This window comes from Halopelagius fulvigenes, assembly GCF_042662625.1.
Classification (GTDB): Archaea; Halobacteriota; Halobacteria; order Halobacteriales; family Haloferacaceae; genus Halopelagius; species Halopelagius fulvigenes.
Map to the genome: position 1 here is coordinate 1 of NZ_JBHSXH010000009.1, position 22,941 is coordinate 22,941.

24 protein-coding genes and 1 tRNA gene are annotated in these 22,941 nt (G+C 65.7%); 14 read left to right on the forward strand and 11 right to left on the reverse strand.

Going from position 1 to position 22,941, the window contains the following annotated elements:
- Positions 1 to 136: 136 nt before the first annotated feature.
- The 5 genes from ACFQEV_RS02235 (at position 137) to ACFQEV_RS02255 (ending at position 3,990) form a co-directional block, all read left to right on the forward strand.
- Positions 137 to 212, forward strand: a tRNA-Cys gene (locus ACFQEV_RS02235).
- Between the two features lie 169 nt (positions 213 to 381).
- On the forward strand, positions 382 to 1,527 hold the full coding sequence (gene solA, locus ACFQEV_RS02240) for an N-methyl-L-tryptophan oxidase (RefSeq protein WP_379692328.1): 1,146 nt from the start codon (positions 382 to 384) through the stop codon (positions 1,525 to 1,527).
- A 539-nt stretch (positions 1,528 to 2,066) separates the two neighbouring features.
- Entirely contained in the window at positions 2,067 to 2,927 is an 861-nt protein-coding gene (locus ACFQEV_RS02245; RefSeq protein WP_379692329.1) for a hypothetical protein, read from the forward strand.
- Between the two features lie 195 nt (positions 2,928 to 3,122).
- Positions 3,123 to 3,407, forward strand: coding sequence for a translation initiation factor eIF-1A (gene eif1A / locus ACFQEV_RS02250; protein ID WP_092531266.1), 285 nt, complete (start codon positions 3,123 to 3,125; stop codon positions 3,405 to 3,407).
- 205 nt (positions 3,408 to 3,612) lie between these two features.
- Complete coding sequence (locus ACFQEV_RS02255) at positions 3,613 to 3,990, forward strand: hypothetical protein (RefSeq protein ID WP_379692330.1); 378 nt, start codon at positions 3,613 to 3,615, stop codon at positions 3,988 to 3,990.
- A gap of 78 nt (positions 3,991 to 4,068) precedes the next feature.
- On the opposite strand, the gene ACFQEV_RS02260 is transcribed toward ACFQEV_RS02255, so the two are convergent.
- Complete coding sequence (locus ACFQEV_RS02260; protein ID WP_379692331.1) at positions 4,069 to 5,109, reverse strand: NAD(P)-dependent alcohol dehydrogenase; 1,041 nt, start codon at positions 5,107 to 5,109, stop codon at positions 4,069 to 4,071.
- Positions 5,110 to 5,243: 134 nt separating this feature from the next.
- On the opposite strand from ACFQEV_RS02260, the gene ACFQEV_RS02265 reads away from it, so the two are divergent.
- Together ACFQEV_RS02265 and ACFQEV_RS02270 are read left to right on the forward strand one after the other, a co-directional pair.
- Positions 5,244 to 6,329 carry an amidohydrolase family protein gene (locus ACFQEV_RS02265; protein WP_379692332.1) on the forward strand — a complete coding sequence of 362 codons (1,086 nt, stop codon included), beginning with the start codon at positions 5,244 to 5,246 and terminating at the stop codon, positions 6,327 to 6,329.
- A gap of 1 nt (position 6,330) precedes the next feature.
- Complete coding sequence (locus ACFQEV_RS02270; RefSeq protein WP_379692333.1) at positions 6,331 to 7,233, forward strand: metal-sulfur cluster assembly factor; 903 nt, start codon at positions 6,331 to 6,333, stop codon at positions 7,231 to 7,233.
- A gap of 30 nt (positions 7,234 to 7,263) precedes the next feature.
- On the opposite strand, the gene ACFQEV_RS02275 is transcribed toward ACFQEV_RS02270, so the two are convergent.
- Positions 7,264 to 7,455 carry a hypothetical protein gene (locus tag ACFQEV_RS02275; protein WP_379692334.1) on the reverse strand — a complete coding sequence of 64 codons (192 nt, stop codon included), beginning with the start codon at positions 7,453 to 7,455 and terminating at the stop codon, positions 7,264 to 7,266.
- 106 nt (positions 7,456 to 7,561) lie between these two features.
- Between ACFQEV_RS02275 and ACFQEV_RS02280 the strand changes: the two genes are divergently transcribed.
- On the forward strand, positions 7,562 to 7,774 hold the full coding sequence (locus ACFQEV_RS02280; protein ID WP_379692335.1) for an HVO_2142 family zinc finger protein: 213 nt from the start codon (positions 7,562 to 7,564) through the stop codon (positions 7,772 to 7,774).
- A gap of 38 nt (positions 7,775 to 7,812) precedes the next feature.
- Here the strand turns inward: ACFQEV_RS02280 and ACFQEV_RS02285 are convergent, their stop codons facing one another.
- Genes ACFQEV_RS02285 through ACFQEV_RS02295 form a run of 3 tightly spaced genes read right to left on the reverse strand, consistent with a single transcriptional unit; the run spans position 7,813 to position 9,918 of the window.
- Positions 7,813 to 8,238, reverse strand: a complete 426-nt coding sequence (locus ACFQEV_RS02285; protein WP_379692336.1) for a Rieske (2Fe-2S) protein — start codon at positions 8,236 to 8,238, stop codon at positions 7,813 to 7,815.
- A gap of 52 nt (positions 8,239 to 8,290) precedes the next feature.
- Positions 8,291 to 8,944, reverse strand: a complete 654-nt coding sequence (locus ACFQEV_RS02290; protein WP_379692337.1) for an alpha/beta hydrolase — start codon at positions 8,942 to 8,944, stop codon at positions 8,291 to 8,293.
- Positions 8,941 to 9,918: a VOC family protein gene (locus ACFQEV_RS02295; RefSeq protein ID WP_379692338.1), complete on the reverse strand. Its 978-nt coding sequence runs from the start codon at positions 9,916 to 9,918 to the stop codon at positions 8,941 to 8,943. Before ACFQEV_RS02295 ends, ACFQEV_RS02290 begins: the two co-directional genes overlap by 4 nt.
- 173 nt (positions 9,919 to 10,091) lie before the next feature.
- On the opposite strand from ACFQEV_RS02295, the gene ACFQEV_RS02300 reads away from it, so the two are divergent.
- A complete protein-coding gene (locus ACFQEV_RS02300) occupies positions 10,092 to 10,709 on the forward strand; it encodes a VOC family protein (RefSeq protein ID WP_379692339.1) in 618 nt (205 codons plus the stop codon).
- A 33-nt stretch (positions 10,710 to 10,742) separates the two neighbouring features.
- Here the strand turns inward: ACFQEV_RS02300 and ACFQEV_RS02305 are convergent, their stop codons facing one another.
- Entirely contained in the window at positions 10,743 to 12,230 is a 1,488-nt protein-coding gene (locus ACFQEV_RS02305; protein WP_379692340.1) for an aldehyde dehydrogenase family protein, read from the reverse strand.
- A 421-nt stretch (positions 12,231 to 12,651) separates the two neighbouring features.
- Between ACFQEV_RS02305 and ACFQEV_RS02310 the strand changes: the two genes are divergently transcribed.
- Positions 12,652 to 12,897: a MarR family transcriptional regulator gene (locus ACFQEV_RS02310; RefSeq protein WP_379692341.1), complete on the forward strand. Its 246-nt coding sequence runs from the start codon at positions 12,652 to 12,654 to the stop codon at positions 12,895 to 12,897.
- 545 nt (positions 12,898 to 13,442) lie between these two features.
- On the opposite strand, the gene ACFQEV_RS02315 is transcribed toward ACFQEV_RS02310, so the two are convergent.
- A complete protein-coding gene (locus ACFQEV_RS02315; protein WP_379692343.1) occupies positions 13,443 to 14,207 on the reverse strand; it encodes an IclR family transcriptional regulator in 765 nt (254 codons plus the stop codon).
- Between the two features lie 309 nt (positions 14,208 to 14,516).
- Positions 14,517 to 15,383, reverse strand: a complete 867-nt coding sequence (locus tag ACFQEV_RS02320) for an amidohydrolase family protein (protein ID WP_379692344.1) — start codon at positions 15,381 to 15,383, stop codon at positions 14,517 to 14,519.
- A gap of 78 nt (positions 15,384 to 15,461) precedes the next feature.
- Between ACFQEV_RS02320 and ACFQEV_RS02325 the strand changes: the two genes are divergently transcribed.
- Entirely contained in the window at positions 15,462 to 15,767 is a 306-nt protein-coding gene (locus ACFQEV_RS02325; RefSeq protein ID WP_379692345.1) for an L-rhamnose mutarotase, read from the forward strand.
- Positions 15,768 to 15,779: 12 nt separating this feature from the next.
- Here ACFQEV_RS02325 and ACFQEV_RS02330 read toward each other — a convergent pair whose 3' ends face one another.
- Positions 15,780 to 16,811, reverse strand: coding sequence for a zinc-dependent alcohol dehydrogenase (locus ACFQEV_RS02330; RefSeq protein ID WP_379692346.1), 1,032 nt, complete (start codon positions 16,809 to 16,811; stop codon positions 15,780 to 15,782).
- Positions 16,812 to 16,992: 181 nt separating this feature from the next.
- On the opposite strand from ACFQEV_RS02330, the gene ACFQEV_RS02335 reads away from it, so the two are divergent.
- Both ACFQEV_RS02335 and ACFQEV_RS02340 read left to right on the forward strand, forming a co-directional pair.
- A complete protein-coding gene (locus ACFQEV_RS02335) occupies positions 16,993 to 18,198 on the forward strand; it encodes an enolase C-terminal domain-like protein (RefSeq protein WP_379692348.1) in 1,206 nt (401 codons plus the stop codon).
- A gap of 2 nt (positions 18,199 to 18,200) precedes the next feature.
- A complete protein-coding gene (locus tag ACFQEV_RS02340) occupies positions 18,201 to 19,229 on the forward strand; it encodes an LLM class flavin-dependent oxidoreductase (protein WP_379692350.1) in 1,029 nt (342 codons plus the stop codon).
- A gap of 358 nt (positions 19,230 to 19,587) precedes the next feature.
- Here ACFQEV_RS02340 and ACFQEV_RS02345 read toward each other — a convergent pair whose 3' ends face one another.
- Both ACFQEV_RS02345 and ACFQEV_RS02350 read right to left on the reverse strand, forming a co-directional pair.
- Positions 19,588 to 20,601, reverse strand: coding sequence for an alcohol dehydrogenase catalytic domain-containing protein (locus tag ACFQEV_RS02345; RefSeq protein WP_379692352.1), 1,014 nt, complete (start codon positions 20,599 to 20,601; stop codon positions 19,588 to 19,590).
- Between the two features lie 324 nt (positions 20,602 to 20,925).
- Positions 20,926 to 21,795 (reverse strand): DUF7351 domain-containing protein, encoded by an 870-nt coding sequence (locus ACFQEV_RS02350; RefSeq protein ID WP_379692354.1) that lies wholly within the window; start codon positions 21,793 to 21,795, stop codon positions 20,926 to 20,928.
- A 357-nt stretch (positions 21,796 to 22,152) separates the two neighbouring features.
- Between ACFQEV_RS02350 and ACFQEV_RS02355 the strand changes: the two genes are divergently transcribed.
- Positions 22,153 to 22,914: a cytochrome b family protein gene (locus ACFQEV_RS02355; RefSeq protein ID WP_379692356.1), complete on the forward strand. Its 762-nt coding sequence runs from the start codon at positions 22,153 to 22,155 to the stop codon at positions 22,912 to 22,914.
- Positions 22,915 to 22,941 lie beyond the last annotated feature (27 nt).

Consider the following 22,941-nt stretch of genomic DNA (forward strand, 5'->3'; position numbering starts at 1 on the left):
TCTGAGAGTGGGCCTCGGTCATTTCGAACGGGACGATACAGAGACACGAGAGCGTCGCGGAGATCACCCTCACCCGACCGACTCGCGTACCGAAGACCGCTAGGCTTAAGCGCGAGACGGGAATACGATTACCTGCGCCAAGGTGGCAGAGTCCGGCCGAACGCAGCGGCCTGCAGAGCCGCCCATCGCCGGTTCAAATCCGGCCCTTGGCTTCCAATTTTCCGCTCCAAGTAAACTCCGTATCTTTCCGACCGTCCGAGCGACGCGCTCCGTTCGTCGAGGAGTCCTGCTCGCAGTCTCCGAACGCACCAGCGAGAACCGAATCCGGGAGAGGGAGTCCCCGGGAGAATTTACTTTGCGACCGAACGCGCTGTAGGAACCGTGACAGACCGCTACGACTGTATCGTCGTCGGCGTCGGCGGCATGGGGAGTGCGACGGCGTTCCACCTCGCGGACCGGGGACTGGACGTCCTCGGGATAGAGCGGTACGACGTTCCGCACGAGATGGGTTCCTCGCACGGGGTGACGCGCATCATCCGCAAGGCGCAGTACGAGGACCCCGCGTACGTCCCTCTCGTCCGTCGAGCGTACGACCTCTGGCGGGAGTTGGAGGACCGGACGGGGCGAGAACTGCTGCACGTCACCGGCGGCATCGACGCCGGCCCCGAAGACAGCGAAGTGTTCGCGGGGTCAGTGCGGTCCTGCGAGGAACACGGCATCGACCACGAAGTGCTCTCGGCGGACGAACTGAACGACAGGTTCCCGGGGTACGACCTGCCGGACCACCACCGCGCGGTGTATCAACCCGACGGCGGCTTTCTCGTCCCCGAACAGTGCATCATCGCGCACGTCGAGGCGGCGCAGGCGGCGGGTGCGGAGATTCGCGCCCGAGAGACCGTCGCCGATTTGGCGTCCCTCTCCGACGGGGTGCGCGTCACCACCGACAAGGGAACGTACGAGGCGGACGACGTCGTCGTCACCGCGGGCGCGTGGGCGCGGAAGCTCCTCCCCGAACTCACCGAACTCGCGGTTCCCGAACGGCAGGTGCTCGCGTGGCTTCGCCCGACGGAACCCGAGCGGTTCGAGGCGTCGAACTTTCCGGTGTTCGTCCACGCCGCGGACGACGGTCACTACTACGGCTTCCCCCGGTACGACGTGCCCAGCTTCAAGTTCGGGAAGTTCAACCACTTCGGGGAGGAGGTGGACCCCGACGCGATGGACCGGGAACCGCGCCGGGGGGACGAGGAGATGCTCAGAGCGTACGCGAGGCGCTACTTCCCCGACGGCGCGGGGCCGACGATGCGGCTCGCCACCTGCATGTTCACGAACACGCCGGACCACCACTTCGTCCTCGATACGCTCCCCGACGACCCGCGAATCACGGTCGGCGCCGGCTTCTCCGGTCACGGATTCAAGTTCGCCAGTGCCGTCGGCGAAGTCCTCGCTGACCTCGCGACGGACGGGGGGACGGACCACGACATCGACCTGTTTCGGTTGGACCGGTTCGACCGGGCGCGAGACGGCTAGCCGAACTCAGCCGCGGAGTCCCGGATGACAGCGTTCGATGGCCTCGCGGACGGCCTCCTGCCGCTCGACGAACGCCAGGTGGTCGCCGCAACGGAGTGTGAGGGCGGACCCGGGACCCGGGAACCGGGGACTCGCCGTCTCGGCTGACGAGTGCGACCAACACTCCGTCCGGGAGGCTCCCGTCTCACTCGCCGATGGACGCCCGATGGGTCCCGCTGGGCCGACGGCTACCCCCGCGAGGACGGGAAAGAGGACGCTCGGTATCTGCAGTCGGTCCGCCGGGACCTGCGCGGCGACTCCGACCCCGGAATCGCCACCACGAGCGAAATCGGCCCTGTTCGGGAGTTCGCGCCCGAGACCCGTCGAAACACGCGCCCTCGGCACAGAACCACCGTCCCCGGTGGTTCGGGTCGGTCGTAACAACGCGGACAGTCATTCTCGATTCTAAGTATCCGGATCCGACGCAAACTGGTACGGCGTTCGAACGCGAGTCCCGCGAAACGGTAACCGTTATACCCCGCGTATCCCATGCTCGAACTATGCAACGACGTGCCGCGGCTGTCTACGTCGCGTTCTTCTTAGTCATCGGTGCGGCGTCGTACTCGCTCATCGCGACCGCACAGACGCCCGAAGTACAGTTCCAGAACCCCAAGTACTCGGTCTCGCAGGGCGACACGTTCCGAGTCGACGGGCAGACGTACAACGTGAGTGAACTCTCCGCGAGCATGGAGGGCGGCGGCCACGGCGGCGGCGCCTCCCTCTCGCGGTCGGCCACAATAACGTACACCGAACAGTCCGCGGAGTACACCGAGACGTGGTCGAACAACACCTCCGTGGCGGTCGGAAGCAGTAACTGGACCGTCCTCGTCCCCAACCAGTCGGACCCCTCGCAGTTCACGCTCCGAGAGGACGTCAATCGAACCACCATCCTCCAGCAGGACCCCAACGCCGACAACGAGACGGTGACGCGGAACGGTGAGGAGTACGTCGTCGTCCAGAATCAGGACGGGAACACGATGCTCGTCCCCGCGAGCGAGTACTTCCCCGCCCCGCAGACGCGACAGGTGTCCGAGGGCGACACGCTCCAGTATCAGGGCAACCAGACGAACGTCGCTAACGTGACCCAAAGCGGCGTCGAGGTGACGTGGACGGCCCCGCGGACGAACACCATCGACGTCTCAAGCGGTAGTAACGTGACGCTCAGCAACCAGACGTACCTGGCGCACTTCGAGAACAACAAGACGCTCCAGTTGACGCAGAACTTCGAGAGCTACCGCGCTCAGGAGGAGGAGATAACGACCTTCCACACGCAGGAGAACGGCCTGTGGGGAATCGTCATCCTCTGTGGCTCCGTCGCGGTTCTGCTCGTCGCTCTCGCGTTCCTCCCCTCGCGGTACTGAACGTCGCCCCCCGCGGCGACCGACCTCTCGATTTTCCGCATCACCACCGCCCGCGCCGTCTCCCGACTCGCGGGTGTCCCCGTCTGACGCCCGCGTTCACCGCATCCGCCGCCGCGTTCGATTCGACCTGTCGAACATGCCAATCGGTACCATTCGTCTCCCACAAGTTAAACGTCTACGTTACCAACTAGGGATGTGAGCGAAGAATCAGGGCGTCGGAACCTCCGAATGCCCAACGACGACGAGATGTTCGCCGTCGTGACGCAGCACCTGGGTGGAAACCACGTGCGCGTCCGATGCGCGGACGGCGAAACTCGTCTCGGCCGGATTCCCGGTCGGATGAAGTACCGCAACTGGATAAACGAGGACGACGTGGTACTCGTCGAACCGTGGTCCTGGCAGGACGAGAAGGCGAACATCGAGTGGCGGTATTCGAGCGAAGACGCAGAGCAACTGCGCGCCGAAGGCCACATTCAGTAATTCTTTCTTCGATCTCGCGGCACGGCGTCGTGAGGCGAGAATGTCCCGCACGAGGGATTTTCACCCCGACCTCCGAGCGACCGCATCCCGAGCGGTGCGGTCACGCCGCGCCTCAGGCCTTCTGTCCTCGTCCCCGGTGTCGGCGTCGGTATCAGCGCCGGCGTCGGCGGTCGGATAAAAGAGGCTGGGCGTTCTACGCGCAGGTGTGTCCGACAATCCCGACGACGACTTCGACGCGCGCGCGTCGCCCGAGGACGTGGACGACGCGCCGACGGTCTCCTGTACCATCTGCGACCGCGAGTGGTCGTTAGCGTACGAACTCGACGAGATGCAGGTCGGAAACCAGTCATTCGAACAGTTCGCCCTCGACCACATGCGACACACGGGCCACTTCCCCGACGACGTACGGCCGTGGGTAGCCGACTGTCAGAACTGCCGGGAGGGCGAGGAGTTCCTCTCGGAGGGACCGGCCCGCCGGTGGTCGAAGACGCACGCGCGCCACACGCGCCACAGCGTCGTCCTGCAACACGAGGAGGAGACCGAGACGGTTCACGACCCCGAGGCGTCCGCCAACTTCGAGTGAGTCGGGCGGCCGTCGGTCGTCCGTCCCGGGGGTCGTCCGTCCGTCCCGCCGGCGCACCGCCTCGACGGCCGCGGGTCGTTACGGCGTGATGACCGCGCGGCCCTCGATTTCGTTGTGTTCGAGTCGTTCGGCGACGGTGTTGATGTCCCCGAGGTCGTACTGCGAGGTTCGGAGTTCGACGTCGCCGCGTTCGACCAACCGGACCAGTTCCTGCAGTTCGGTGTACTCGCCGACGAGCGTTCCGACGTAACTGAACTCCCCGTCGACCAGCGTCTGCGACGGTTCGTGGACGTGGCCGCCGTAGCCGACGACGTGGTGGTCGCCGCCGGAGCCGGCGATTTTCGGACCGAGCGCCGTCGTCTCGTCCGCGCCGACGAAGTCGATTATCTGCTCTGCCCCCCGGCCGTCGGTGATGGCGAGAATCTCCTCTTCGACGTTCTGCCCCGTCGGGTCGAGCGTGTGGTGTGCGCCGAGGTCGGCGGCGAGTTCGCGGGCCTCCGCTTTGATGTCGAGTGCGGTAATCTCCGCGGCGGTCATCGCCTCCAAGCACTGCAGGCCGATGTGGCCGAGTCCGCCGATGCCGATGACGACGGCGTGGTCGCCGGCGTTCAGTTCGTTCGCGGCCTTCTTGACCGCGTGGTACGCCGTGATGCCCGCGTCGGCGTGCGGCGCGATGTCCGTCGTGTCCACCTCGTCCGGGAGGGGGATAACCGCCCGTTCGTTCGTGAGGAGGTACTCGGCGAACCCGCCGTCGGTGGTCAGGCCGGGGAACTCCAAGTCGACGCAGTACATGTCGTTGCCGAGGCGGCACTGCCGACAGACCCCGCAGGTCATCACCGGGTGGCAGATGACCTTGTCGCCCTCCTCGACGGTCCTGACCTCCGGTCCGACCTCGACCACCTTCCCGGCGTTCTCGTGGCCGAGGGTCATCGGCAGGTCCTGGTCCACGTAGTCCGTCCACATCCCCTCGATGATGTGGTTGTCCGTCTGGCACCACCCCGCGCCCTCCACCTCGACGACGATGTGGTCCGACCGCGTCGCCTCGGGCCTGTCTATCTCGTCTATCTGTAGGGCGTTCTCCATCTCCTCCGTGTACTCGTGTAGGCGTGCGGCTTGCATGGTATGCTACGAAATGCCACGGTAATTGCAATAAATGTTTGTAAAAGACCTAGCCGAGTCGGTAATTGCGTTATTTATATGCATAATTAATACACATAATCGTTATATCGTGACGCACGTCAACCACTAGCACGATGTACAGAGGCACCGGAGAAGGACGCTGGGAGAACGAAGACGACGTGTTCGTCATCGACTCGCACATCCACTTTTGGGACGCGAGCGAGGAGAACATCGTCCACGAGGGTGGCGAGGAGTTCATTCGCTGCTTCTACGACTACCACACCGGGTTCACGCCGGCGGACCGGGAGTGGACGCTCGAAGAGTACCGGAAGTACTCGAAAGAGCGGATGTTGGACGACCTGTTCGGCAACGGCATGGTCGATATGGGCATATTCCAACCGACCCACCTCGAAGAGTTCTACGAGGAGGGGTTCAACACCGTCGACGACAACGCGGCGTTCGCCGAGGACCACGCCGAGCGATTCATCGTCAACGGTCGGTTCGACCCGCGGGAGGGCGAGGAGGGACTCCGCGAACTCGAACGGCAGAAGGAGGAGTACGACATCCGGGGGGTGAAACTGTACACCGCCGAGTGGATGGACGACTCGAAGGGGTGGCGACTCGATAGCGACGCGGCGTTCGAGTACTTAGAGAAGTGCGTCGAACTCGGCATCGACAACATCCACCCGCACAAGGGGCCGACCATCCGGCCGTTGAACCGCGACGCCTTCGACGTGGCCGACGTGGACGACGCCGCCACCTCGTTCCCGGAACTGAACTTCGTCGTCGAACACGTCGGCCTGCCGCGACTCGACGACTTCTGTTGGATCGCGGCGCAGGAACCGAACGTCTACGGCGGACTCGCCGTCGCCGCGCCGATGGCGCAGAATCGCCCGCGGAAGTTCGGCGAGATAATGGGCGAACTGCTCTACTGGTTGGGCGAGGACCGCATCCTCTTCGGGAGCGACTACGCCCTCTGGAACCCCGACTGGTTGGTCGAGACGGTGATGAACGCCGAACTCACGGAGGAACAGAGAGACGAGTACGGCGTCGAACTCACCCCCAGCGTCATGCGGAAGATAATGGGCGGCAACGCCGCCGAACTGTACGACATCGACATCGAGGAGAAGAAAAAGCAGTTCGCCGACGACGCGATAACCGAGGAGTACGGCCTCCAGACGCACTACGAACAGGGCGGTACCGCCTCGGCGGACGACTGAGATGTCGGTCGATAGCGAGGACGAGACGGCGGAGTCGGCGCCCCGGCGCGCGCCGAACACACCGACCGGAGACGCCGTCCGCGCGGCACTCGACACGGTGACGGACCCCGAACTCGACCGCTCCATCGTCGAACTCGACTACGTCGACGAGGTGCGAATCGAGTCCGCCGACGAATCCTCGGCGGACCGCGAGACCGCGTCTCGCGACTCCGGCGACTCGGGCGCGCGCGTCATCGTCGAGTTCACGCTTCCGACGGCGTGGTGTTCGCCCGCGTTCGCGTGGATGATGGCGAGTGACGCCCGCGACGCCGTGGAGTCGATGGCGGGCGTCGCGGAGTGCACCGTCCGCCTGCGGGAACACATGCACGAGACGGAGGTGAACGAGGGGGTCAACGGCGGGCGGTCGTTCGCCGACTCGTTCCCCGACGCGGAGGGCGGCGTCGCCGAGGTGCGCGCCACCCTCGACTCGAAGGCGCGCGTCGCCCGGCAGTACGACGCCGTCGAGGCCCTCTTGGACGCCGGACTCCGACACGAACAGGTGGCCGAGGTGACGCGCGGTGACCTCGAACCGTTGCCGTCGGAGGGGCGGATGGCCGTCTACCTCCGGGACCGGTCGGTGGGCGTCGAAGTACCCTCCGCGCCGTTGGTCCGGTACCTCCGCAAGGCGGACGACGTCAGTCTGTTCGACGACGCCGACGAGCGAAACTCGTCAGCCCGCGAGACGGAGTCTCGCGACGGTGACGACAGGGTGTTCCGGACGCCAGAGGGCGACCCGATACCCCCCGAACGCGCCGAACTCGTCCACCGGCGGGCGAGACTCGCCAGCGTCAACATGGACGGGCAGGGCGGCGTCTGCGACGCCCTCCACGAGGCGCGACGGAAGGAACTCGCCCGCGACGACTGAGGTGGGGGACGACTCCCGTCGCCGTCTCTCTCACCCGTCGGCGTCCGGTCCCGTCGCCGTCCTCTCACTCCCGTCGGCGTCCGGTTCGCCGTGGGTCGTCCGCGAGAGACCGTATCGTCCGCGTTCTCGGAACTCGCTGCTGCTCCATCCGCACGACGGACACTCGCCGTCGTCGTAGTCGAACGTGGTACTGCACCGAAGGCACCGCGTCTCTCTCGTCATAGTGGTATGTGGTAACTATGAACATAGATACGTTACGCCGCGCTCCGGTCGCACTCGGTGATAATCGGACCGAAAGGATGATAGCCTATGTCATATTCTGACGTGTATGAGTATCGAACGTCCGCCCGCCGTCCCGCGGGAGTGGTGCCCGGACTGCGGCGAGGAGATGCTGTTCAGTGGCACACAGTCGGCCGGTTACGCGCAGTTCTTCTGCGAGCACTGCCGGTACCGCCGCGACAGGTTCGTCGGCGTCTCGGCCGTCGAGGAGGCGCAGGTCTGCGACGGGGAGCGCGACGGTTCGGCGTCCGGCGCGGACTGACCGAGAGTCCGCCTCCCGGCGCGTCCGCGGCCCGACGCTCAAAACGAGATGTGCGAACTCGAACTCGGCCCGTCGTCTCCGTCGCCGTCCTCGTCGTCGATGCCGCCCTCGTGGTCGAAGGTGTAACTCCGGTCGTCGAGGTACACCGCTCCGTCCTCGACGGCGACTTCCACGTCCACGAGCGTCGTCCCTTCGGCCTCTCCGTTGTCGCAGTATCCCGAGCAGGTGTCGAACCCCGACCCGTGTCTCGGGCAGACGACTTCACCGTCGCGGACGGCCGCCCCGAACCCCCTGTCGAGGCGTTGCGGTTGGTGCATGCACCGGTTTATCCACGCTTCGACCCCGTCCTCGCAGGGGAGGAGAATCGCTTCGTCTCGCTCGCCGTACTCGTCTCGGACGGTGAACAGCCACGAGTCGTTCTCGTGTACGTCCTCCACCGTCGTGAGTCGCGTTCGCTCTGACACGGTAAGGTAACGTCTCGCCCGCTGCCTAAACGTCCGGCGGCGAACTGCGGTGTTATCTCGCTTCGCCCGCGACGCCGCCGACTAGCCCACGCACCGCCGCCATCTGGTCGTCGCCGATGGCGTGGCCGAGTCCCGCGGACACCTCGTCGGTCACGTCGGCGTCGAGGCGTCGGAACGCCGCCGCCGACGCGCGGACCCGTTCGGGCGCGACGCGCGGGTCGTCGTCGCCGCATCCGAGGTACGTCGGCGTCCCCGCTAGCGACCCCCCGAACTCTCGGGCCGCGGGGTCGGGTCCGAACAGACCGCCCGCGAGGACGGCGAGGCCGCCGTACCGCCGCGGGCGCGCCGCGGCGAACTCGGCGGCGACGCACGCGCCCTGCGAGAAGCCGAGGAGGACGGTCCGTTCGGGCGGCGCGCCCGCCTCCGTCGCCTCGTCGAGTGCGCGGGCGACGAGGCCGAACGCGGAGGAGAGCCACGGTTCCTTCGCCTCGGGCGGGTCGTCCATCGGACCGGGGTACCACGCCTTCCCGGACGGTTCGGGCGCGAGGTAGGCGATGCCGCGGTGGTGGAACTCCTCGGCGAGGCGCAGGAAGCGCCGCGGCGAGTCGCCTCTCCCGGGGAGCATCACCACCGCCGCCGTCGTCGCCGCCCGTGGCGCGCCGGCCACCTCTATCGGTTGGCCGTCGTGCGGGCCGCCGTCGCTCACCGGTTCTCCTCCGGCGAGGTGAGCGTCGGCAGTTGCGACTGGATCATCTCGCGGTCCTCCTCCAACCACGACGGCAGGCGAAGCGACGCGCCAGGGGCGTCGTCGGTCGCGTTCACGCCGAGTCCGGGCCGTTCGGTGGCGAGTTCGAAGAGCATTCCGCCGGGGTCGCGGACGTACAGCGAGTGGAAGAAGTTCCGATCTTTCACGCGCGAGACGTCGAAGTCCCGGTCCGCCAGCAACTCGCGCCACTCGTGGAGTTCGGCCTCGCCCCCGACGCCGAAGGCGACGTGGTGTATCGACCCGCGGCCCTCCCGGCCGTACGGCGCGTCGTCCAGACGGAGGTCCACGACGGACTCCCGCCCCGCCGGGAGGCGGTATCGGACGGCGTCCTCCGCCTCTGCGACGAGTTCGAACCCGAACGTCTGCAGGAGGCTCGCGGTGACGTACGGACTCGTAGAGCGCACCGAGACGCCGCGGACGCCGCGAACCGCCGCGTCGGCGGGGACGGAACCCGTCCACGAGTCGCCGCCGTCGCTCCCGTTCTCGGCGTCGTCGCCGCCTCCGATTCCGCCCGCGTCGTCCTCGACCAGTTCGATCCGGGTTCCGTCGGGGTCCGAGAGCGACAGGAGTCGTTCGCCGAAGCGTTCGCTCGGCCCCTCGGAGTCGATATCTCGCTCCGCCAGTCGATCGGCCCACGCGCCGAGCGAACCCGGCGGTACCGCGAACTGCACCGACGGGATGCCAGGCCGACCGCTTCGCCCTTCGACGTCCGCGGGGTACGCGAACGTCGTGAGGACGGTGCCGGGGCGTCCCTCACTATCGCCGAAGTAGAGGTGGTAGACGAACTTGTCCTCGAAGTTCACGGTCCGGAGGACGAACCGAAGACCGAGAACCTCGGTGTAGAAATCCACCGTCCGCTGGGGGTCGCCCGTGACGACCGAGACGTGGTGGACGCCGGGTGTGTCGGAGAGCACTCTCGGAACGTACGCCCCGGCGCGCAATAAGCCCGTTCGGGGCGTCGGCGTCACCCGCGGACGCGAGCGTAACCGGCGTCCGCGAGGGGGACTGCATCCGGCGATTACACCGATGTCACCGGGTGGCGTCCGCGTCCGCGAGTCCTTATCCGCACCGGCGAAGAATGAGAGGTATGAGCGACGACGCGCCGCCGGTGACGGCGGAGTACCCCGATAGCGCCTTCCGAACCACCGGCACGGACCACATCACCGTCTGGGGGAGCAACGAGGCGGACACCCTCGCGTTCTACCGCGACCTGCTGGGGATGCGGCTTGTCCTCCGGCAACCGAACCTCGACGACCCCTCCCAGACGCACCTGTTCTTCGACACCGGCGACGGCCGCATCCTGACGTTCTTCGTCGGCGACCGGCCGTCGAACCCCCGCGGCCAACGCGGCACCGTCGGCGCGGTGCACCACCTCTGTTTCGGCGTGGACCCCGAACGATACGAGGAGGTGATGGAGGCGTTAGACGAGGCCGGCCGCGGGTACAACGTCTTCGACCGGGGAATCTTCCACTCCATCTACACGCAGGACAACAACGGCCTCGTCATCGAACTCTCGACGGACAAGTACGACATCCCCGACGACCGGCGCGCGGACGTCCTCGCCACCGCGCAACGACTCCGCGAGGAAGACGGCGCGGACTACGCGAAGGACGAACACCTCGCGGCCGCCCTCGAAGAACTCGGCTTGGACGCCACGCCGTACGACCTGCCGGACGCCGACGCCGGCGTCGGCGGCGTCGAGTGAGGGCGCGGCGCTTCCGCCTCCGACCCGCCCGCTTCAGAACGGGTAGTCTCTGGGCTCTCGCTGGAGCGATATCCACTTCGTCTCGGTGACTTCGTGGAGCATCGTCTCGCTGTTGTACCCACCCATCCCCGAGGCGGCGGTACCGCTGAAGGGGATGTGCGCCTCGTCGTTGATGGGCTGGTCGTCGATGTGGACGTGGCCCGTCTGCATCCGGTCTGCGATGTCCATCGCCGTGTCGAAGTCGCCGGCGTGGACGGACCCCGAGAGGCCGTACTCGGTTCCGTTGGCGATTTCGACCGCCTCGTCCACGTCCGAGAAGGGGATGACCGGCGCGATGGGGCCGAAGTGCTCGTTACACGCGGCGGGCATGTCGTTGGTCACGCCCGACAGCACCGTCGGTTCGACGACGAGGGAGTCGTCCACGTCGTCTAACTCCGCGATTCCGCCGCCGGTTTCCAGCGTCGCGCCCGCGTCCACCGTCTCCTCGACGTACCCGAGCATCTCGTCGCGTTGGGACTCGGAGATGATGGGGCCGACGATGGTGTCCTCGTCGTGGGCGCTTCCGACCGTGAGTTCCTCGGCGCGTTCGGTCAGCCTCTCGACGTACTCGTCGTAGACGTCCTCGTGAACCACGTGGCGGTTGATGGAGATGCACACCTGCCCCTGGTGGACGAACGACCCGAACACCGCGCCGTCGATGGCGCGGTCCAGGTCGGCGTCGTCGGTGACGACGTGGGCGTTGTTGCCGCCGAGTTCCATCGCCTGCACCGCGAGGTTCCCCGCGGCGGTGGCGGCCACCTGTCGGCCGACGGGCGTCGAACCGGTGAACGCCACCATGTCGCTCTCGGGGTGGCCGGCGACGGCGTCGCCGATGTCGGACCCGTGGCCGGTGACGACGTTGAGGACGCCTTCGGGGAGGCCCGCCTCCTCGAACAGTTTCGCCAAGAGGAGGCCGCCCACGATGGGCGTGTTCGTCGCCGGCTTGATCACCACCGCGTTCCCGGTGGCGATGGCGGGCGCGACGGCGCGCATCGAGAGGTTGAGCGGGAAGTTCCACGGCGAGATGACCGTGACGACGCCCTTCGGGATTCGCTTGACGATGTTCTCCTTGCCTGGGACGTTCGACTGGGCGTGTTCGCCCTTCATCCGGACGGGGAGCGTCGCCGCCTCGCCGAGGTGGTCGGAGGCGATTTGGACGGACGTCTCGCCCATGATCTTCCCGCCGCCCGCCTCGTACTCCAGCAGCTCGATGACCTCCTCGCGGTTCTCCTGCAGGACGCCGAGCGCATCCTGGACGACCCGTTGCCGTCGGGCGGGCGGTGCGTCCGCCCACTCCTTCTGCGCCTCGGCGGCCGCCTCGTAGGCGGCGTCCACGTCGGCTTCTACGCCCGCGGGGACGCGCGCGAACGCCTCGCGCGTTGAGGGGTCCTCGTTCTCTATCGTCTCCTCGCCCGCCGAGTCGGTCCACGATCCGTCGATGTACAGCGAGTTCCAGTCGGCGTCTACCGAGATGTCTACCATGTGGACTCCTCACTACGTCCTCCGCGACCAAAGCCGAGCGACCAATGCGAGGAAACCTCGCTTACCGATAGACTTAGATCAGCCCGTGTTCGGCCACCGCTCCTATCCGATCCCGGACCGTTCGGGCGCTCTCCGTCCGACCCGTACGCCGAATCCGACCAGCGGTTTCCGGCCGAAACGTTGCGCTGCGTACGCACGCGGGACTCTCTTTCGGTGTGGTGACGGCGGTGTCACCCGGTTACCCTCGTGCCAAGGAATAGATAAGTAGCGGTAGTTCGTACCGAACGTACGCACGGACGGAGCGCGGAACTCGCCGACTCGACGCCCGGTACGGCTCCCTTTGCGGCCCTCGACACCGGGTCGCTCGGCGGTGACGTCCGTCCTTCGACTGGCTCTCTCAAGGAGACACGTTTCAACCGCCATGGCTCACACGACATCGAACGCGAACGGTTTCGGCGACTTGACCCCGAGTGCGAAGCTCGCGTACGTTCTGCTCCAACGGGAGTCGCCGCTGACTCAGAGCGAACTCGTCGAACGGACGCAGCTGTCGGCCCGAACCGTCCGAAACGCCCTCGACCAGTTGGAACGAGCCGACCTGGTGAGCAAGGACATCTGCCTCCACGACGCCAGAAAGCGGGTGTATTCCACGACGGCGAACGCGGAGTGACGCTCCCGCCGAGGGCTCCCATCTGCCTCTGCGACGCCGACTGAGCGTTCGCTGTTCACACTCGATATTAAAGTAGTAGGTATAATTAATTTTATTTGTGATGGATGGCCATCTATTCAGACACGAGTGAGAGTAGAGGCGATGAAATGAACCTATACGCGATATTCGGTTATTAATACCGAGGATAATTTTCGTGCCGCAGACGAGATGGGTTGAGTCTAGTCGGCCGATATCAGGCGAGATGCTGGGTATAAGCCCGGCATCGACAGAGATGGCTAGAACGGTAGTCACAATATTAATTGCACAATGTGGCGGTTGGGATCGGCTGTGGAGGAGACGAGAGGCCGAATCCGCCGGCGGACGGTCCCGCGTCGCCGCCGTGGCCGTTACAGGATTACGAGTGTAACGGCGACCCACCTCCGACGGTGTCCGGGATAGCCGGACGGATGCCGGTCGAACGCTCGGTCTGATTCGAGAAAACGGACGTGAGAGGTGATGAGAGCGGAGACGAACGCATCAGCCGGGCCGTCCGGTAATACCGACCGCTACGAGTACGTCATGTTGACTTCGATGACGTTGGCCGCGCTTTTGACGCTCCGGGGGATGTCGTCCTGGTAACGTTCGTCGTTCATCCGACTCATCGGACCGGAGACGCTGACAGCGCCGAGAACCTCGTCGCTCTGACTCAGCACCGGCGCGGCGATGCACCGCATCCCGGCGACGCGTTCCTCGTCGTCCGTCGCGTACCCCCGTTCTCTCACCTCCGCCAGTTCCTCGAACAGGACGTCGGGGTCGGTGACCGTCTTCTCGGTGACTTTCGGCATCCCGTGTTCCTCGATAATCTCCTCCACCTCGCTCCGCGGCATGTGCGCGAGAATCGTCTTTCCGAGCGCCGTCGTCTGGAGGGGGACGCGCATCCCGGGTCTGGTGTCGAGGGTGACGGCGTCCTCGCCTTTCGCCTTGTAGAGGAAGACGCCGAGGCCGTGTTCCTCTATCATCAGGTTCGCGTGTTCGCCCGTCTCCTCGGCGAGTCGCTTGACGACCGGACGCGCCACGCGGTACACCTTCATGTTCTCGCGGGCGTACCCCCCGTACTCGAGGAACCGCGCGCCGATTCGGTACCCCTCCGCCTCCTTGACGACGAAGTCCAGTTCCTCCAACGTGCTCAGGTGGTCGTGGGCCGTGCTCTTCGGCACGCCCACGCGGTCTGCGACTTCGGCGACGCTCGGGTGGTCGAGCTCCTGCAACGCGTCGACGACGGCGAACATCGTCCCCGCGGATTTCACCCGGAGTCGGTCTGTCGTGGCCATGACTGAGATATGTTGACAGTGAGGGCATAAATGTTTGGCAGTATCGGACGGGGGATTTCGGGGACAACCACTCTCGTCGGGTCGTTCGACCGCCCTGCGTCGCCTTCTGCGGTGTTATCCGCTCTCGGGTAATACCGGACGGAAACCGCGTCTCCGGAGGGAGACGACGCGCCGCCACAGTTTACTTCTCCAGCCCTCGAACGAGTCCGAACACGTCTACCTCTTCGGAGGGAGACTGAACGACTCATCAAGGGCCGCCTCGACGCCGAGACGAGCGATACGGACAGCGCAGAAGAGGTGACGGTCTGACTACTTCGTCGCTCGTTCGAAGGCCCGTCCGGTGAGCCACTTCCTGTCCTTGTCGCTGAGTCCGTCCACCCGTTCTAACCACGTTAGACACTCCTCGTACGTCGCTTCGTCGCTGACGTTCGGATAGTCCGCGCCCCAGACGAGGCGTTCCCTGCCGAACCGTTCGAGAAGCCACCGCAGGTGGTCGTGCATATCCTCGTAGGGAAACGACTCCTCCGACCGGTGTTGAACCTCCGACACCTTCGCGTAGACGGTGTCGTACTCCGCGAGCTCGGCGTACCGCGCAAACGCCGACTCGTCGGGGGACTCGTTCGGGTCGGCGTGCGAGAAGTGGTCTATCAGGTACGTCAATTCGGGGTACGCCTCGACGAGTTCGACCACTTGGTCGAGTTGCTCGACGTGGGCGAGTATCTGCACCGCGGCGTCCGTCTCGCGGGCGGCCTCCCAAAACGCCGTCTCCTCTCGGGCCTCCCGAAGCCACTCGACGGAGGGGTCGAACGTCTCCCACATCCGGTCGTACGGGCAGATCGCGCCGAGTCGGAAGCCGAGTATCCCGTCGTTCGACATCAGGTCCCGCAGTCTCTCGGCCGCGCCGTCGGCGAACTGGTCCACCATCACGATACCGCTGAGGCGGTCGTACTCCGTCGCCGCCTTCACGGTGTACCAGTTGTCCGTCCACTCGCAGATGGGGTAGCCGACGACGACGGCTTCGTCCACGCCCGCCTCGTCCATGTCGTCGAGCAACTTCTCGGCGGTGTATACGGCGTCCACGTCGAACGTCTCCACGAGGTCCACGATGTCGCCGTTCACCCACGGGTGGTCGCGACTCGGATGCCCCCACGCGTGCGTGTGGCTGTCTATGACCATCGTTCGAGGGAACACTCCGGCGTCCCATAAATTATTCCTCGGCGAAATCGATTTGTAGGGGTCGGGCGATGTGATATCATGGAGCGCATCGCGTTTCACCTGGAGATAGCGGATGGGAAGCGAGAAGCGTACCGAGAGAAACACCGGAACGTCCCCGAGGCGTTGGAGGAGGCGTACCTCACCTCCGGCGCGGGTCTGGAGGCGTACAGCGTCTTCGAGAAGGACGGCCACGTCTTCGGCTACATGGAGCTCGAAGACAGAGAGACGATTCGACGGGTGATGGAGTCGAGCAAGGCCCAGTCGGACTGGAACGAGGTGATGGACCCCATCCTCGAAGACGGCGAGGACGACATCTGGATGGACGAGGTGTACCGGATGAAGTAGGTGCGGCGCGGGTTACTCCGCGAACGTGAACACCGGCTTGCACGTCTCGGAGTCCAGAAACGCCTCGAACGCGCCCGTCGGGTCGTCCACGGAGTAGGAGTCGTCCACGATGGCCGCCGGGTCTATCGCGCCGTTGTCCATGAGTCGAAGCGCCTGTTCGAAGTTCCTCCACGTCGAGCCGTACGAGGTGTTAAGGTCCACCTCGCTCCGGACGAGGGGTGTCAAGAAGAGGGCGCTCTCCTCGCCGGGGAGGCCGACGACGACTATCTGTCCGCCCTTCCGGACGCGTTCGGCGGCCGTCTCGACGCCCGACTTGTGACCAGTCGTGTCGAACACCACGTCGAACCCGAGGCCGTCGGTGAACGACTCCGTCTCGGCTTCCAAGTCGGCGTCGTCCAAGTTGAGCGTCGCGATGCCGAGTTCTTCGAGGAGAGGCAGGCGGTAGTCGGTGTCGCGTCCGAGGCCCGACACGAGGACGTTCGCGCCCAGCGAATCGGCGATACACGCGGTGAGGACGCCTATCGGCCCCGGCCCCTCGACGAGGACGTTGTCGCCCGGCGTCGTCACCGACCGGTCGAGGACGGCGCGGGCGGCGATACTCGTCGGTTCCGTTATGGCGGCGTGCGCGAGGGGGACGTCCGCGGGGACGGCGTGGAGGTGCTCCGGGCGAACGGTCACGTACTCGGTGTACGCTCCGTCGCGGTGCATGCCGGTGATGGAGAAGTTCTGGCAGACGTTCGGCTGGCCGTTCTTGCACTGAAAGCAGTGGCCGCAGTCGTGAATCGGCTCCTCGACGACTTTCTCTCCGACTTCGAAGTCCTCCACGTCGTCGCCGACGCCCTCGACGACGCCCGCGTACTCGTGGCCCATGACGCGCGGGATGGGTATCCACTCGTACCCGCCCTCGTAGCGGTAGGCGTGGGCGTCGCTTCCGCAGAGTCCCGCGGCGTGGACGCGGACGAGGACTTCTTCGGAGTTCGGTACCGGGCGCTCGCGTTGTTGGACCTCGACCGCTTCGGGTCCGGTCTGAACGATAGCTTTCATTGGTAGACGGAACGCTCGTCGGCGGCGGAGCGTTCGAAACATGATTCGGGGCCGACGTATTATATGTTAGGACGAGCCGCCGAGCGGAAGAGCGCCCGCCGCCGCGGCCGCACAAACATTTATACTTCCGTTCTCTGTCCATTCGAGCAAGGGCCGAGAGAGTTTCCGGCCAGTAGTATCCATGGAAATCACCGACATCTCCGTTACGAAGGTCAGCACCGAGTCGTGGGGCGAGTTCGTCGAGTTCCCACTCGTCACCGTGATGAGTAAGTTCGAGGAGTACAACAACGCCGAGGGCGACAACCCGCAGGCCCGCCGCAAGTGGATGGGTCCGGTCGGCGACGTGGTGGTCGAAGTCGAGACGGACGCCGGCATCACGGGCGTCGGGCACGGCAACTGGGCGACCGGTGCCATCGCTACCATCGTCGAGGAGACGCTCTCAAAGCTCGTCGTCGGCGAAGACCCGAGACAGAGAGAGCGACTGTGGGACATGATGTACCGCGCGACCATCCCGTTCGGGCGGAAGGGCGCGGCGATAGAGGCCATCAGCGCAGTAGATTTAGCGCTATGGGACATTGTCGGTAAGGAGGCGGACAAGCCCGTCTACGAGTTGCTCGGCGGGCCGGTGCAGGACGAAATTCCCGCGTACGCGAGCAACCTCCACCCTGTCGACCTCGACACGCTCGAACGGGAAGCGCTGGAGTACGCCGAAGAGGGCTTCGACGCAATGAAGCTGCGGTTCCAGCACGGCCCCGAGGCTGGCCGGGAGGGAATGAAGAAGAACGAGGAGATAGTGAAGACGGTGCGTGACGCCGTCGGCCACGATATCGCGATAGCGGGCGACGCGTACATGGGGTGGACGGTCCGCTACGCGAAGAAGATGCTCGGGCGGTTGGAGAAGTACGACATGGAGTGGGTTGAAGAGCCCGTCATCCCCGACGACTTAGACGGCTACGCGGAAGTCCGCGCGTCGTCGGACGTGCCCATCTCGGGCGGCGAACACGAGTTCACCCGCTGGGGGTACAAGGAAATGCTGGAGAAGGAGGCGGTCGACATCCTCCAACCCGACGTCCACCGCATGGGTGGGTTGACCGAACTGCTGCGCGTCGACGCGATGGCGAGTGCGCGCGACGTGCCGATAATCCCGCACTCGGGGACGAACCCGCACCTGCACTTCATCGCCGCCTCCGCGAACTCCCCGATGGCGGAGTACTTCCCCATCCCCGAGTGGTACAAGGAGCAACAGGGAGAGAAAGAATCGACGTACGCCGACGCCATCTACCAGCATCCGCCGAACGCAGAGGGCGGGGTTATCCCGCTGCCGGAGGGGGTCGGTCTGAGCGCGGAACTCAACCGCGAAGCGCTCGAGCACTTCGCCGTGGAGTGACCATGTCGGACATCAGCTTCGAGTACAACGTGCCGGTGTTCGCGGGCGCGCCGGAGTCGGGAACCGACCCCGTCCACCGCGACACGCCGTCCTACGAGACGCTCGATTGGGAGACGACGAAGATGGGCGTGGAGACGGCGGAGGAACTCGGCTTCGACGCGGCGTGGGCCCCGGACCACCTGATGCTCGGCCGCGACCACGCCGAGTACGAGTGTTGGACGCTCCTGAGCGCGATTGCGGGCTTCACCGACGACATCAACGTCGGTTCGCTCGTCCTCTGTAACGACTACCGGAACCCCGCCTTGGTGGCGAAGATGGCCGCCACGCTCGACGTGATAAGCGGCGGGCGACTCGAACTCGGACTCGGCGCGGGGTGGCACGAACCCGAGTACGACGCCTACGGGTGGGAGTACCGCGGCGGGTTCGAGCGACTGATGCGGTTGGACGAGTCCATCCGCCTGATGAAGCGGATGTGGGACGCCGGAAGCGACGGCGCGAGTTTCGACGGCGACCACTACCACATCGAGGACGCGTACTGCTCTCCGTCGCCGGTGCAGGATCCCCACCCGCCGATACTCGTCGGCGGACAGGGCGAGGACGTGACGCTCAAGTTGGTCGCCAAGCACGCCGACGTGTGGAACACGGACGTGTTCAACGGCGACGTGGAGACGTTGGAGCACAAGATAAGCGTCATCGAGGACCACTGCGAGACGGTCGGCAGGGACCCCGACGACATCATCTACTCGTGGGACGGCCACGTCATCTGCACCCGCGACGAGGAGAAACTCGACCGTCTCCTCGACCTGATGCTCCCCATCCAGTTCGAAGAGGAGTATCAGGACCAAGCGAACATCGAGACGGAGGCGGACGCCCGCGAGTTCTTCGTCATGGGCACCCCCGAGGAGTGCGCCGAGGCCATCGAACGGCGCATCGACGCCGGCGTGACGAAGTTCCAAGGTTGGTTCGTGGACTTCCCGGACACCGACGGGATGGAACTGTTCGCCGACGAAGTGATTCCGCAGTTCGACTGAGGCGAGGGTACGGACGGGTTCCGCAGAACCCGTCGAACGGCCGAGGTTAATCTAACTTATTTCGTTTTTGACGTGGAGAATATTACGAGTTTAGTATATGTGAAATATGGTGATAAAACGGAGTATCCTACGCATGGACCGAACTGAGGTCCAGATATTCTCGGACGGAGACGAACCGAAGGCTGATGCTAGAGTGTTCGCTTATCTGCGCTATCTGGCCCTCGTAATGGATACATTCCGGTGAACCGTTCCTCTCTACCTCAAGCCGGACGAATCCGACGCTCTCCCACGAGACGGAAAAAATTGGACTATTGACGGAGGCGGAACGCGGTTCGAGAGCGGGTTCGGGCCGGTTCGATCAGGGGGTGACGAGTATCTTCCCGACGCTCTCGCGGTCCCGCATCGCGGCGAAGGCGTCGTCGGTCGCCTCCAGCGGGTACGTCTCGTCTATCTCCGGGGAGAGTTCGCCGTCGGCGACGAGTTCGACCAACCGCTCCAAGTCGGTCTGCGTGCCCATCGTACTCCCGACGATGCGCTTCTGTCCGAGGAACAGATCGGGGACGTCTATCTCCGAGGTGCCGCCCGCGGTGCGCCCGCAGACGACCATCGTGCCGGCGCGGCGGAGCACGTCCAACCCGAGTCCGGTGTAGGGGCCGCCGAGGTGGTTCATCACCGCGTCCGGGCGGCCGATTTCCGTCACCGCCTCGCGGAGTTCGTCGGGGTCGGTCCCCTCGACGGCGTGGTCGAGTCCCAGTTCGTCGAGGCGGTCGAGTTTCGACGCCGAGGAGGAGGTGCCGATAGTCCGCGCCCCGAGAACGTCCGCGAGTTGGACGCTGGCGACGCCGACGCCGCCGGTCGCGCCGGGGACGAACACGAGGTCCGCGGGCGAGACGTCCGCCCGGCGGAGCATGTGGTAGGCGGTCACGTACGCCGTCGGGAGGGCCGCCGCCTCCGCCGCGGAGACCGACTCCGGGAGCGGAATCAGGCGGTCGGCGTCGACGCGCGCCGCCTCCGCGAGGCCGCCGTGGTACAGCGAGAAGTTCTCGCAGCGGTTCTCCGGCCCCTCTCGGCAGAACCGGCAGACGCCGCAGGTCTCGTTCGGGCAGAGGACGACGCGGTCCCCCGCCTCGACGCCGGTCACGCCCTCGCCCACCTCGTCTACGACGCCGGCGACGTCCAGTCCGCTGACGAACGGCAGGTCGTCGGCATCGACCATCGCGGAGTCGCCCTCCAGTATCCAGAGGTCGTGTCGGTTGATGGAACAGGCCTCCACGTCCACGACGGCCTCCCCCGGTTCGGGGTCCGGCGTCGGTCGGTCGGTGAGGGTCACTCCGTTCGGTCCGGTGAGTTCGCCGAACGCTGCAACGCGCATGAGTACACGCACCGGTCGCAGGCCCATAACCGTGGGTGACGGCTCTACAGTCGGCGCTCAGTCGCCGCCGTCTCCGTTCCTGCGCCGGTCGCGACCCCCGTCGGGCGGCGTCTCGGTCGGATCGCCGGCCCGAATCGCCGTCCGGAGTCAGACCTCGGCGATGTTGCCCGCGTGCTCGGCCGTCCGGCGTGGCGGGAGCGTCACGGCGGCCGACTGCCGGGGTTCGACGCCGCCCTCGACGACATCGAACCGCCCGTCTCGTGGGGCGACGCGCGAACGGTGCTCGAACGGTACCGTCCGGAGGGCGAGGGCGCGTACCCGGGCCTACTGCCGTTCGTACGCGACGACGTTCGCGGACTCGTCGAGCGTCAGTTTCAGCGCTCCGTCGTCGATGCGAACGGTGAGCTCCAGTTCGAGGGGGTCTTCGCTCGTGATCGTCGTCTCGGGGTCCAGAAGCGGTAGTAGCTCCCACGGGTACATCTCCCGCGGGTCGATCCCGGAGTCGAACAGGAACGACGTCACCGCGGGGTGGTCCATGACGACCGCGCCCGCGTTCAGGTGCGTCCGATCTCCGCACGCCCGGCACTCGAACTTGACGTCGAGCGCCGAGCGATACGCGACGGACTCCTCGTCCGAGAGGACGGTGAGCGTCGAATCCACGCGGCCGTGGCAGAGCTTACAGAACCCCCGACTCAGCCGGTGTGCGAGCGTCAGAACGTGCCTCCCGAACACCCGAGGAAGGTCCTCGCGGGGCGTGTTGGCGACGGTCACCGGAGGGACCGGCATCTTCGTTATCAGGTTCTCACACGCCGCGCAGGCGACGACGACGTCGCCCCCCTCGTACCGAGCGGTCAGCTCTTCGCCGCAGAACATGCACTCGCCCGCCGGAACGGAGTCGACTTCGATGTCTTCGGTCGAAAAGTGCCCTGAGACGGCCGCGCCGATGGTCTGTCTCCCCGTGTGCGTGAGTACGTACCCCCTCTCCGTCTTCCGAACGAACTCCGGGACGAGTACGCTCAGGTGGTAGTTGAACTGCCCCGAATCGCGGACGCCGACCCGCGACTGAAGTTCCGTGAACGAGAGCGGTTCGTCGTACTGGTCCCACAGTTCCCGGAGAATCGCGATTCGGAGCTCGTTGGCGACGGACCCGAACAGGTCGTCGAGTTCCGAGGCGGATATTCCGTCGACCGGCACGACGCGAAGTGGTCGCTCGATTTACATTAGTATTCCGTATATCGCACCGACTCGACGGCCGAAACCGGTCCGCCGTTCGGTACCCCCAGACGCTCGACCGCGAATATGTAATATTCCGAACAGAAAAATTTCCCTGCGAACGCTTACATTTCACCCCACCGTCATGTCGAGTATGCCCGAATCCCCCGATAGACGCCCCGTGCCCTCCACCAATCGGGCGACGAGCGAATCGAGGAGTCGCGGAAGGCGCTCTCCGGGTCCCGCCTCCCGGACCGTCCGCCGCGGACGAACCGCGCGTCGAGGCTCCCACCTGAGGGTGGCGAACTCGTTCGCTCCGACCGCGACTCTCGAACGAGTATGACCGACGACACCCCCGAGGAAGACGCGCGCACCGACGGGACGGGCGTCGTCGCGCCCGACGGAGAGACGCCGACGTGGCGGGAGCGCAAACAGCGCTCGCAGGGCCTCCCGCGACTCACGTACGAGTACTTCGAGCGCTCTCGCCGCGAGGACGAGGATCTGCGGCGGGAGTCCGACTACGTCGAACGCGACGTGTTGGGTTTTCCGACGTGGCCCCACGAGATACTCCGCAACCTCTCTATCGCGTGTTTCTTCGTCGGAATCATCCTGTTTCTGGCGGCGACGCTCCCGCCGCACATCGGCGCGCCGGCGAACCCCAGTTCCACGCCGGCCATCATCCTACCGGACTGGTACCTCTACTGGTCGTTCGGCCTGTTGAAGCTCGGTCCGCTGAACCCCGAAATGGCGGTCCTCGGCGGGCAGAAGCTGATGGGCGACCGGATGTACGGCGTCCTCGCGAACATCGTCGTCGTCGGCGCCATCGCCATCGTCCCCTTCCTGAACAAGGGAAGTGCGCGACGGCCGGTCGAGCAACCGTTCTGGGCGGCCGTCGGGGTCGGCGGCGTCACCTTCGCGTTGACTCTCAGCATCTACTCCGCGAAGAACCTCGTGCCGATGAACGTGGACCTACTGTTCGATATGACGTTCATCCTGCCGCCCGTCGCGGCCCTCGTCGCGTACCCGGTGCTGAAGGCGATGCGCGAAGGCTACATGTACGGCCTCAACAAGCGCTACTACCGCCTCCGCCCGCCGAAGTGACCCCTCTCGTGACCGGAGGACGGGATG

Excerpts from the sequence above, each read along its gene's own strand:
- ACFQEV_RS02335 (WP_379692348.1), top strand. The coding sequence starts at position 16,993 with ATGGAAATCACCGACATCTCCGTTACGAAGGTCAGCACCGAGTCGTGG.
- ACFQEV_RS02275 (WP_379692334.1), bottom strand. The coding sequence starts at position 7,455 with ATGACGAGAGAGACGCGGTGCCTTCGGTGCAGTACCACGTTCGACTAC.
- ACFQEV_RS02260 (WP_379692331.1), bottom strand. The coding sequence starts at position 5,109 with ATGCAAGCCGCACGCCTACACGAGTACACGGAGGAGATGGAGAACGCC.
- ACFQEV_RS02245 (WP_379692329.1), top strand. The coding sequence starts at position 2,067 with ATGCAACGACGTGCCGCGGCTGTCTACGTCGCGTTCTTCTTAGTCATC.
- ACFQEV_RS02320 (WP_379692344.1), bottom strand. The coding sequence starts at position 15,383 with ATGGTCATAGACAGCCACACGCACGCGTGGGGGCATCCGAGTCGCGAC.
- ACFQEV_RS02270 (WP_379692333.1), top strand. The coding sequence starts at position 6,331 with ATGTCGGTCGATAGCGAGGACGAGACGGCGGAGTCGGCGCCCCGGCGC.
- ACFQEV_RS02325 (WP_379692345.1), top strand. The coding sequence starts at position 15,462 with ATGGAGCGCATCGCGTTTCACCTGGAGATAGCGGATGGGAAGCGAGAA.
- ACFQEV_RS02330 (WP_379692346.1), bottom strand. The coding sequence starts at position 16,811 with ATGAAAGCTATCGTTCAGACCGGACCCGAAGCGGTCGAGGTCCAACAA.
- ACFQEV_RS02315 (WP_379692343.1), bottom strand. The coding sequence starts at position 14,207 with ATGGCCACGACAGACCGACTCCGGGTGAAATCCGCGGGGACGATGTTC.
- ACFQEV_RS02345 (WP_379692352.1), bottom strand. The coding sequence starts at position 20,601 with ATGCGCGTTGCAGCGTTCGGCGAACTCACCGGACCGAACGGAGTGACC.
- ACFQEV_RS02305 (WP_379692340.1), bottom strand. The coding sequence starts at position 12,230 with ATGGTAGACATCTCGGTAGACGCCGACTGGAACTCGCTGTACATCGAC.
- ACFQEV_RS02310 (WP_379692341.1), top strand. The coding sequence starts at position 12,652 with ATGGCTCACACGACATCGAACGCGAACGGTTTCGGCGACTTGACCCCG.
- ACFQEV_RS02265 (WP_379692332.1), top strand. The coding sequence starts at position 5,244 with ATGTACAGAGGCACCGGAGAAGGACGCTGGGAGAACGAAGACGACGTG.
- ACFQEV_RS02300 (WP_379692339.1), top strand. The coding sequence starts at position 10,092 with ATGAGCGACGACGCGCCGCCGGTGACGGCGGAGTACCCCGATAGCGCC.
- ACFQEV_RS02355 (WP_379692356.1), top strand. The coding sequence starts at position 22,153 with ATGACCGACGACACCCCCGAGGAAGACGCGCGCACCGACGGGACGGGC.
- ACFQEV_RS02340 (WP_379692350.1), top strand. The coding sequence starts at position 18,201 with ATGTCGGACATCAGCTTCGAGTACAACGTGCCGGTGTTCGCGGGCGCG.
- ACFQEV_RS02280 (WP_379692335.1), top strand. The coding sequence starts at position 7,562 with ATGAGTATCGAACGTCCGCCCGCCGTCCCGCGGGAGTGGTGCCCGGAC.